9 protein-coding genes and 2 pseudogenes are annotated in these 8,994 nt (G+C 69.3%); 1 reads left to right on the forward strand and 10 read right to left on the reverse strand.

All coding sequences use genetic code 11. The annotated features are described in order from the left end of the window. Nucleotides 1-406: 406 nt before the first annotated feature. The 8 genes from ABZ624_RS41070 to ABZ624_RS41105 form a co-directional block, all read right to left on the reverse strand. Nucleotides 407-1,480, reverse strand: a complete 1,074-nt coding sequence (locus ABZ624_RS41070; protein WP_360100507.1) for a beta-ketoacyl-ACP synthase III — start codon at nucleotides 1,478-1,480, stop codon at nucleotides 407-409. A gap of 35 nt (nucleotides 1,481-1,515) precedes the next feature. After that, complete coding sequence (locus tag ABZ624_RS41075; protein ID WP_360100510.1) at nucleotides 1,516-2,364, reverse strand: SDR family oxidoreductase; 849 nt, start codon at nucleotides 2,362-2,364, stop codon at nucleotides 1,516-1,518. A 36-nt stretch (nucleotides 2,365-2,400) separates the two neighbouring features. Further along, nucleotides 2,401-3,159, reverse strand: coding sequence for an SDR family oxidoreductase (locus tag ABZ624_RS41080; protein WP_360100513.1), 759 nt, complete (start codon nucleotides 3,157-3,159; stop codon nucleotides 2,401-2,403). Nucleotides 3,160-3,253: 94 nt separating this feature from the next. After that, complete coding sequence (locus ABZ624_RS41085; RefSeq protein ID WP_360100516.1) at nucleotides 3,254-3,700, reverse strand: ester cyclase; 447 nt, start codon at nucleotides 3,698-3,700, stop codon at nucleotides 3,254-3,256. Nucleotides 3,701-3,745: 45 nt separating this feature from the next. Then, complete coding sequence (locus tag ABZ624_RS41090; RefSeq protein ID WP_360100519.1) at nucleotides 3,746-4,789, reverse strand: alcohol dehydrogenase catalytic domain-containing protein; 1,044 nt, start codon at nucleotides 4,787-4,789, stop codon at nucleotides 3,746-3,748. A 15-nt stretch (nucleotides 4,790-4,804) separates the two neighbouring features. After that, entirely contained in the window at nucleotides 4,805-5,050 is a 246-nt protein-coding gene (locus tag ABZ624_RS41095) for an acyl carrier protein (RefSeq protein WP_360100522.1), read from the reverse strand. A 24-nt stretch (nucleotides 5,051-5,074) separates the two neighbouring features. Then, nucleotides 5,075-6,109, reverse strand: coding sequence for a beta-ketoacyl-ACP synthase 3 (locus tag ABZ624_RS41100; protein ID WP_360100525.1), 1,035 nt, complete (start codon nucleotides 6,107-6,109; stop codon nucleotides 5,075-5,077). After that, a complete protein-coding gene (locus tag ABZ624_RS41105) occupies nucleotides 6,106-7,224 on the reverse strand; it encodes a pyridoxal phosphate-dependent aminotransferase family protein (protein WP_360100528.1) in 1,119 nt (372 codons plus the stop codon). Before ABZ624_RS41105 ends, ABZ624_RS41100 begins: the two co-directional genes overlap by 4 nt. An 884-nt stretch (nucleotides 7,225-8,108) precedes the next feature. On the opposite strand from ABZ624_RS41105, the gene ABZ624_RS41110 reads away from it, so the two are divergent. Further along, nucleotides 8,109-8,336 carry a hypothetical protein gene (locus tag ABZ624_RS41110; RefSeq protein WP_360100531.1) on the forward strand — a complete coding sequence of 76 codons (228 nt, stop codon included), beginning with the start codon at nucleotides 8,109-8,111 and terminating at the stop codon, nucleotides 8,334-8,336. Between the two features lie 5 nt (nucleotides 8,337-8,341). On the opposite strand, the pseudogene ABZ624_RS41115 reads toward ABZ624_RS41110, so the two are convergent. Both ABZ624_RS41115 and ABZ624_RS41120 read right to left on the reverse strand, forming a co-directional pair. Then, nucleotides 8,342-8,464 (reverse strand): annotated as a pseudogene (locus tag ABZ624_RS41115) (DDE endonuclease); the annotation flags it as partial. Nucleotides 8,465-8,625: 161 nt separating this feature from the next. Continuing rightward, a pseudogene (locus ABZ624_RS41120) lies at nucleotides 8,626-8,988 on the reverse strand (transposase); the annotation flags it as partial. Between the last annotated feature and the right edge of the window lie 6 nt (nucleotides 8,989-8,994).

Raw genomic sequence — 8,994 nt, forward strand, 5'->3', positions numbered from 1 at the left:
ATCATGGTGGTCTTCGGCCCAGTCATCACCGACGAACAGCACCAGCACCCCGCCCCTTCACCATCTGCCCGATCACAATGTGCAGCCAGCGGAAGACACGGCTCGCTCTCTAATGAATCAAGTGCTCACGCCCAACCGCCCGGCGGGCACGCCATCCCATCAGCAGTCAGGCCTCCCGGCCGACCAGCAGGCGCACGGTCTGACCTCAGAACTCGCAATGGCTCGGAGACCGGGAGTGCTCACCTACCAGCGGCTACGGAGCGTAGTCTGCCTCACGGCCCGACAAGGCCCATTAGAGCCCTGACCAGCCTGTCACATCACGGACTTACACGATCTTTCAGATATGCTCTGGACCAACTGCGCATGGCCGCGTGACGAGGCCACGCGGTGGGGTCGGGGGTGGCGGCTACGGTGCCGACTTGCTGGTGGGCGGTTCCTGGCGGTTGTCGATGGCGCCGGGCTCGTACAGCGCGGGTAGTTCGGGCTGTACGTCGGGCCAGGTGAGTGCGGCCGATCCCCAGGCGAGTCCGCCTCCGAAGGCGGTGAGGAGGGTACGGGCTCCGGGGCGGACGGCCTGCCGCGCGGCGGCGTCGGTGAGAGCCAGCGGAATGGACGCCGCGGCGGTGTTGCCGACCGCAGCGAGGTTGCCGAATCGGTGGTCGGCCGGGATGGCCAGGCGGTCGGCGACGGTGTCGAGGATGCGCTGGTTCGCCTGGTGCCCGATGAACGCCTCGATGGAGTCGGTCGCCCAGCCGGCTCGGCGTAGCGTGGCTTGCGAGGATGCTGTCATCCGGCGTACGGCCTGATGGAACACGGCGCTGCCGTGCATGCGGAAGTAGCGTTCCTCGCGCGAAGCGTGTCCATCCGGGTCGGGGTGGCGGGAGCCGCCCGCGTCGATGCGGACCAGGTTTGAGTGCTCGCCTTCGCTGCCCAGGTCAAACGCGGTGAGCGCGCCTGGCTCGTCTACTGCGCCGCGGCGCACCAGGGCGGCACCGGCGCCGTCGCCGAAGATCACGGCGCAGGTGCGGTCTTGAGGATCGATGATGGTGGAGTAGGTGTCGGCGCCGATGACGAGGACCTGGTGCTGGGCCTGGGCGCGGATGGCTGCCGAGGCCATGCTCAGGGCGTAGACGAAGCCGGAGCAGACCGCTGCCAGGTCGAACGCCGGAGTCTCGACGAGGCCCAGGCGCCAGGCCACTTGGGGTGCGGTGGCCGGGCAGCGGTGGTCGGGTGTGGTGGTCGCGACGATGACCAGATCGGTGGTGGTGGTCTGGGCGGAGGCCAGGGCTGACCGTCCCGCGGTGACGGCGAGATCCGCGGTGCTGGTTCCCGGTTCGGCCCAGTGCCGGCTTCCGATCCCGGTGCGCTGGCGGATCCAGGCGTCGCTGGTGTGCAGACCGTTCTCCAGCTGTTCGTTGGTGATCCGGCGTGCGGGCAGGCAGGCGCCGAGCCCGGCGATGACAGCGGTGGGGGCGGGCATCCCGGCGTCCTTTCGAGCGGAGGGTGCTGGAGAGGTCATACGGCGAGCAGTCCGCCGTCGGCGGTGAGTACGGTGCCGGTGAGGTGCGCGGCCGCGTCGGTGAGCAGGAAGAGCACGGCGTCGGCGATCTCCTCGGGGGCGGCCCATCGGCCTAGAGGAACATGCTCCAGCACGGTGCTGGACAGGTCGGGGCTGGTCCAGAGTGTGCGTGTCATCCCGGTGCGGGTCCAGCCCGGGCACAGAGCGTTGACACGGATGCCGTCGCGGTGCCAGGCGGCGGCGAGTGCGAGCGTCAGGGCGATGAGTTCTGCCTTCGAGGCGGCGTAGTGCGCGGCACCGGGGAAGGCGCACAGGCCCGACACGGAGGCGATGTTGACGATGGATCCGCCACCGCGGGAGCGTAGGTAGGGGGCTGCTGCGGTACAGATCTGAGCGGGGGTTTCCAGGTTGACAGCCATGGTTTCCCGCCACAGGCGTCCTGTCAGCCGTTCGGGGGCCACCGCGCGGCACACTCCTGCGGCGTTGACGACGATGTCCAGATGTTCCAGGCGGTCGGAGGTCTCCTCGAGGACGTAGCCGATGGCACCGGGGCGGGTCAGGTCGGCGGGGATGATGCCTGCGTAGGCGCCGCGGGAGCGCAGTTCGCCGGCCCTGTCGCCGAGCAGGTGCGTGTTGCGGTCGGTCACGATAAGGTCCGCGCCCGCGTCGGCCAGCGCGGTCGCGATGGCATGGCCGATGTCGCCAGCCGCGCCCGTGACCAGCGCACCGCGGCTCTCCAGCGGGCGTGGCCAGGTGGAGCGGTGTCCTGCGGCCGTCTGCGGGCTGTCGGGCCCCGCATGCTGTGCTGCCCAGGGCTGCTTCGGCTGTTCCTGAGAACGCGGCATGGCCGGCCTCCTTCCGACGGGTCCGACCGGGCGGGGTTACGCGGCCAGGAGTCCGCCGTCGACGATGAGGACTTGTCCCGTGATGTAGGAGGCCGCGTCACTGGCGAGGAAGACGGTGGGTCCGCACATCTCCTCCGGCTGGGCCCAGCGGCGCAGCGGGATTGCCGAGATGATCTGTGCGGAGGTTCCCGCGTCATGCCACCAGGGCTGGGTCATCTCGGTGGCGGTGTAGCCGGGGCACAGGGCGTTGACCCGGATGTTGTGGGGTGCCCAGTGCACCGCCAGGCTGCGGGTGAGGGAGATCAGACCGGCCTTGCCCGCCGCGTAGTGGGGGGTGGCGGGGAAGCCGCGGAAGGCCGCGACGGAACCGATGTTGATGACGCAGCCCTTGCCGTCGGCGCGCAGGTGGGGTTCTGCGGCCTGGCAGATCTGTGCGGGGACTTCGAGGTTGAGTCGCAGCGACGTGCGCCACTGCTCCGGGCCGACGTCCTCGAACGGTGTGGGTACGGCCCACGCCGCGTTGTTGATGATGGTGTCCAGGCCGCCTAGGGCGGCGGCAGCGTCCGCGACGACCTGCCCGGCGGCCCCGTCCTCCCAGAGGTCGGCGGGCAGGACGGCGGCGCGGGTGCCGTGCTTGCTGATCTGGGCGGCGGTCTCCCGCAGCCCGTCCTTGCCGCGTGCCGTGATCGCGACATCCGCGCCGGCGGTGGCGAGTGCTACGGCGATGGCTCGTCCGATGCCACGCGAGGCGCCGGTGACCAGCGCCCGGCGGTGGCGCAACATATTTTCGGTCATGGTTCGCTCCCGATGGGGCTGAGCAGGTGAGGGAGTCCCGTGTCGCGCCGTTTCGATGCGCGCCGGAGCGGCGCGAGACCGGAGGGGTACCTGTTCAGGGAGTGGGGTGGAATCCGAGCCATTCGGCGAGGCTCTTGTCGACCATGCCGAGCTGGCCTCCCAGGACCAAGCTGTCGTAGAGCGCTTCACCGTGGGTCAGCAGGCCGCGGTTGTTCCACTGGTAGAGCTCGAAGAAGTTGATGTCCATGGCCTTGCCGGTGGCCGGGCTGTTGCCCAGCGGGCCGGTGTTGGTTCCCCGGAACAGGCCGATGGCGTGCGAGGCGTCGCCGGTCGCCCAGTACCGGCAGTCGGCCACGTGGGTGTCGGGAAACGCGGCGACCCAGGCACGCAGGTAGTCCAGGAAGGGAATGGCGCCCTTGATGGTGGACGCGAGGGAGTGATCGACGTAGGTGATGTCCGGGTCGACCATGGCGCTCATGGTCTCGAAGTCGTGGCGCCCGAAGGCGTCGTAGAAGTCGCGGTGCAGTTTGTCGGTGTTCACGAGATTCCTCCGATGTGGTTGTGGTTGTGCTGCTTGAGAGTGGAGTCAGGACCAGCCGTGCGGCAGGAGTACGGCGCGGCCGGGGATCCGGCCGTCGGCCAGGTCGGTGTGCGCCTGCTCGATGCGGTCAAGGGGATAGGCGACGAGATCGGAGCGGAGCAGGCCGCGATGGGCCAGTGCGAGGACGTCGTGGAGCTCGCTCAAGCTGCCCCAGAAACTGGTGGTGAAAGCTGCCTCGAAGGGGGCACAGCCCCACCCGAAGGGGATCTGGCCGAGCATGGAGCCGACCACGACCAGTTGCCCGCCCGGTGCCAGAGCGGCGGCCGCGAATTCCATCGTGGAACGCACCCCGACCACGTCCAGGACGGCGTCGGCGGCCCCGCCGGGGCACGCCGCGCGGAGCTTGGCCGCGGCGTCGGTGTCGTCCAGGTCGATGACGGTGTCGGCCCCCAGCGCCCTCGCCCGTGCGCCCCGTTGGGCCGTGCGGCGCACGCAGACGATGACGACGGCCGGTGTGCACAGGCGCGCGAGCTGAACCGTGTACTGGGCCAGTCCGCCCAGGCCGATGATGACCAGGGAGCAGTCCGGGCGCAGGCGGCTGGCGACCTTGCGGACGGCGCGGTAGGAGGTCAGTGCGGCATCGGCCAGCGGGGCGGTCTCGAGGGGGGACAGTCCGTCGAGGGGGATGAGCTGCCGGTCAGCCCGGGGTACGGCGACCAGGTCCGCGCAGCCGCCGGGTCGACCGACTCCCAGCCATGAAGCGGTGGTGCACATGTGCTCGCTGCCGCGCAGGCAGGTTCTGCACACCCCGCAGCTGACCGGCGGGTACACCAGTACGTCGGTGCCCACCGCGGGCCCGGACGCCGCGGTGCCGAGCGACTCGACCCGCCCAGTGATCTCGTGGCCGAGGATGGTCGGCAGGTCCATGGGCACCAGGTCCCGCAGTTCACCCCGACGCAGGTGCAGATCGGAGTGGCACACGCCCACCGCTGTGACGCGTAGGACCGCACCGGTGGGAGGTGGTTCGGGATCCGCGACCTCGGTGAGGTCCAGCGGCCCGTTGTAGGAGCTGAGTACCGCCGCACGCATCGCACTCCCCTTTGGCTACGGGCCGGGCTCGGTCACGGGCGTGTGCCGGGCGATGTAGTGCGTGACCTGGCTGACGGTCAGGGCCCCGGCGTCGGCTTCGGGGATCTGCACGCCGAATTGGTCCTCCACTTCCAGGACGAACTCCACCAAGGCCAGCGAGTCCATCTGCAGGCTCTTGAGCGGGGCGTCCGGGGACAGTCGGTCGGAACTGATATTGAATTTTTTGATGAGTACGTCCTGTACTCGCGCTGTGATGTCCATGACTGATCCGCTTGTTCTCGTATTTCACTGAAGGTGTTCGGCAGGAGAGGCGTCGAGGTCGTCGCACGGCGCCCGCACGGTCAGGTCTGGCCAGGTCAGCAGGGTCGCTCCCCAGGTGAATCCGGCCCCGAAAGCGGTCAGCAGAAGCTGGTCCCCGGGCCGGATCACGCTGGTGAGGGAGGCAACGGCCAGGGCGAGGGGGATGGAGGCGCAGCCGGTGTTGCCGAAATGGACGATGGTGTTCACGGTGCGCTGTGGCGGGATGGAGAGTCTGTCCGCGACCGCGTCCATGATTCGCGCGTTGGCCTGGTGTGCGACCAGCGCGTCCACATCCGCCGCCGTCAGGCCGTCGGCGCTGAGCACCGCGCGGCAGGAGGAGACCATGCGGCGCACCGCGTGCAGGAACACCGCGCTGCCGTCCATCCGCAGATACGGATCAGGGTGCTCAGCGGCGCCCCAGCCGCCGGGCGACACCCCCAGCCGGTCGCGGCCCGTACCGTCGCTGCCCAGACGGAACGGGCCCATCGCTCCCCGTTCGCCGACCGCGCCCGCGCGCACCACGACCGCTCCGGCACCGTCAGCGAACAGTGGCACCGTCACTGGGTCGTCGGGGGCGAGATAGCGGGAGTGGGTTTCCACGGCGATCACCAGCACCTGCTCGGCGCAGCCCGTGGCCACCAGACCCGCCGCCGCAGCCAGCGCGTACAGAAAGCCGGTGCAGGTCGCGCCGAGATCGAATGCTGCGGCATCTGCCAACCCCAGCTCGGAGGCGACCGCGGGCGCGGTGGGCGGGCACACCTGATCGTGTGTCCAGCTAGCCACGATCACGGTGTCGGCCTGTGCGGTGCCCGCCGACTCCAAGGCTCGGCGTCCGGCCTCGACCGCCAGCGGCAGATGAAGTTCCCCCTTGGCCAGGGCATGCCGCGCACGCACCCCGGTGCGATGTTCAATCCACTCCGGTGTCACGCCCAGCCGGGCGGCGATCTCCGCATTGCCAACCAGGAACGGCGGCACGTATGCCCCCAGACCGGCGAGCACGAGGGGCCGCGGCGGCCTCATGACGCACTCCCCGACGCGTCCGCCGGCTCGCGCAGCAGGGAGCGGGCCTCGGTGAGGGATTCGTCCAGGACCGCGGCGGCGGTGTCCATGTCCTCCAGCCGGTGATCGCACATCACCTGCATGCGAAACCGGGCGGAGCCCAAGGGCACGGCGGGGAACTCGATCAGCGCGAGGATCAGTCCGCGCCGTTCGGCCAGCGACCAGGCCAGTCGGGCGACAGCCACCGAGCCGGTCTCCACCGGGATGATGGCGGAGCGCTCGCCGAGCACGCTCAGGTGCCGGGCGGCCAGGCTGTGCCGGAGCCGGTCCGAGACCTGTGCCAGATCCGCCCGGCGCCGGTCGCCTTCCGCAGAGCGGATGATCCGCGCGCTCTGCAGCGCGGCCGCGGCCTGCAGCGGGGAGAGAGCCGAGGAGAAGAAGTGGGAACTCGCGTAGATCGACAGATACTCGGCCATCTCCCGGGACCTGGTGGCGACGAAGCCACCGTTAGTGGCAAAGCACTTGCTGAACGAGCCCATCACGAGATCGATCTCACCCAGCAAGCCCTGAGCCCCCACCTGGCCGCTCCCGCCCGGTCCAAGCGCTCCCAGGTCGTGCGCCACGTCCACCAGCAGCGTCGCGTCGAACTCGAGGCACAGCTCCTGCAGTTCCCGAAGCCGCGGGGTGTCGGAGTCCATCGAGTACACGCCCTCAGTGACCACGAGGACCGCGTTGTCCGCATCGCCCTTCCTAATCGCAGCCAGCCGCTCGCGTACCGATTCGTGGTCCAGATGGGTAGCGGTCGTGACGTTCCGGGTCGCGGCGTGAGCGCCGTGACTGAGACAGGAGTGCGCCCGTTCGTCCAGGACGATGTGATCCTGGCGCCGCATCAGCCCGGTGATCGCCCCGAACCCGGCCCCCCAACCGGTGGGAAAGAGAACCACATGCTCCATACCGGTCAGTTCCGACAGCTCCGCAGCCAGCGCCGCGGACAGCGGCGTATGGCCGGTCAGAACCGGCGAGCTCCCGGCATGCGGGCCATACTCTGCCAGCGCCGCGGCCACAGCCTCGCGCACGGAAGGCTCTCGCGACAACCCCAGGTAGTCCTGGGTGGAAAAGGAAATGCCCACCACCACTTGCCCCGTCTCCGGGCTGCTCGCCCGGGCCCGGGGCCCCACACAGGTCTCCAGCGTGCGCGAGTAGGGCCACAGATCCGTCCCGGTTCGAAGATCCCGCCATGCGGTGAACTCCCGCGTCCGATCCACCAGGCAGGACCCCCTAACCGGGGCAAAAGTTCCCAGAGTCCGGCCCAGCGCCGCATCAGGCACCTGCCGACCTTGCAGAGCAGGCACACTGCCTCCCTCAACAGACCACGAACCCAAACGGATTTCTTGATTCCCAGGAGACAACTAATGCAGACAATGAGGAAGGCGTTACAAATCCCCCTAGGGGCTATTCGTGCAGGAATGAAGCATTCCGGATTATCCGTCAAGCCCCCGGCGTGCGATCTTCACACTAACGCCCCCCAGGTCCCGCCGAGCAACATCCAACAGCCCCTGCGCGGCTGGTGGTATCGCACACCCGAACTGTCGCGTAAATACCACCGGCGCACGAGAGCACTACAGCGGCGCCGGCACCCGACGACGCCCGGCGAACGAGCACAGCTGACCCCCAGGCTCGGGGCGGCCCCAGCCCACTGGAGGTCGCCGCGGTCACCTTCGCCAACGACGGCGACAACATCGGCGTCTACGTCCCGGTGTCCGCCACCGCCGGCATCGGCGGGATGAGCGGATACGCCGTAATATTCCTCGGCAAACGGACACTCGCCCCCTCCGAACGAGCTTTGAAACTCGGCCGCCTCGACTGTCACACCGCGCGTCGTCCGCACACCTGTAGCAGGTGACAGCGGACCTCACAGCGGGAGTTGCACGTGATTCACGCCCTCACTCCGTACACGCCCCGACAGCAGCGGGGCCTTCGCACAACCGACACGGACCTTGCTCCGATCGCCCTGCGCCAGATGGCCACGGGTGAGTCCGAGGAAACCGCCCGGACCGGGCTCACGGACCCCGTGCACCTCATCCCGATGCCCACGCTCGCACAGGCCCGAGGCGAGGCACGGGTGTTCCAGGCACTCGCCGCCTACGGCCGCCACCGCCCCGCCCTCACCAGAGCCCCCTTCGGTATCCGCAGCCTCACTCCCGCCCCGACGAACTGTGTGTCGGCTGGTGAGGCGGCTCGTTACTGAGGTTTTCAGGGTAGAGTCGGTGGGTTGATCGTCGGGCCTGTGGCGGTGAGGCAGCCGTCGATCAGATGGGGCCGGAGCTGGATCCTGCGTAACTCGCGGCGGAGTGTGCGGTCGAGGTCGTCGGGTGTGTCGTGAAGACGGCCGCGTCGCCGGAGTCGGGAAGGTCGGCGCACCTGGCGACCAAGGCCGCGTTGGTGAGCTTGGAGAGTGCCTCGCGCAGCGCGGGATCGACTCCGAGCAGCACGGCCTTGAGTTGGTTCTTCGCCTGCGTGCGGGCTTTGACGGCCGACTCCTTCGCCAGCCGCAGCACGCGCATGTCGGCGGCCGGGCCCTCGCCGGTCTTGGGCGTGACGTCAGCGCGTCCGGACAGTACCGCGCGGGCAGCGGCCTCCGCATCGACGGCGTCGGTCTTGCCGCGCTTGCGGCGGATGGCGCGATCGGGCTGATTGACCTCGACGACGTGCACGTTCTCTCGGCTCAGGAAGCGGGCCAGGGCGGCTCCGTAGGATCCGGTGCATTCCACACCGGCTCGGCGCAGGGTGCCGAAGGAGCGTCCCCAGGCGAGGAGTTGGCGATATCCGGCGGCGGTGGCCGGGAACTCCTGGTGGGCCAGGAGCGCCCCGAGGACGGTGATCACAGCGGCGACATGCACGTCCTT

The sequence above is a fragment of the Streptomyces sp. NPDC007205 genome, from assembly GCF_040634095.1.
GTDB lineage: Bacteria > Actinomycetota > Actinomycetes > Streptomycetales > Streptomycetaceae > Streptomyces.

Coding starts and splice junctions, on each gene's coding strand:
- ABZ624_RS41070 (WP_360100507.1), bottom strand. CDS start 1,480: ATGCCCGCCCCCACCGCTGTCATCGCCGGGCTCGGCGCCTGCCTGCCC.
- ABZ624_RS41100 (WP_360100525.1), bottom strand. CDS start 6,109: ATGAGGCCGCCGCGGCCCCTCGTGCTCGCCGGTCTGGGGGCATACGTG.
- ABZ624_RS41095 (WP_360100522.1), bottom strand. CDS start 5,050: ATGGACATCACAGCGCGAGTACAGGACGTACTCATCAAAAAATTCAAT.
- ABZ624_RS41110 (WP_360100531.1), top strand. CDS start 8,109: ATGGCCACGGGTGAGTCCGAGGAAACCGCCCGGACCGGGCTCACGGAC.
- ABZ624_RS41080 (WP_360100513.1), bottom strand. CDS start 3,159: ATGACCGAAAATATGTTGCGCCACCGCCGGGCGCTGGTCACCGGCGCC.
- ABZ624_RS41075 (WP_360100510.1), bottom strand. CDS start 2,364: ATGCCGCGTTCTCAGGAACAGCCGAAGCAGCCCTGGGCAGCACAGCAT.
- ABZ624_RS41090 (WP_360100519.1), bottom strand. CDS start 4,789: ATGCGTGCGGCGGTACTCAGCTCCTACAACGGGCCGCTGGACCTCACC.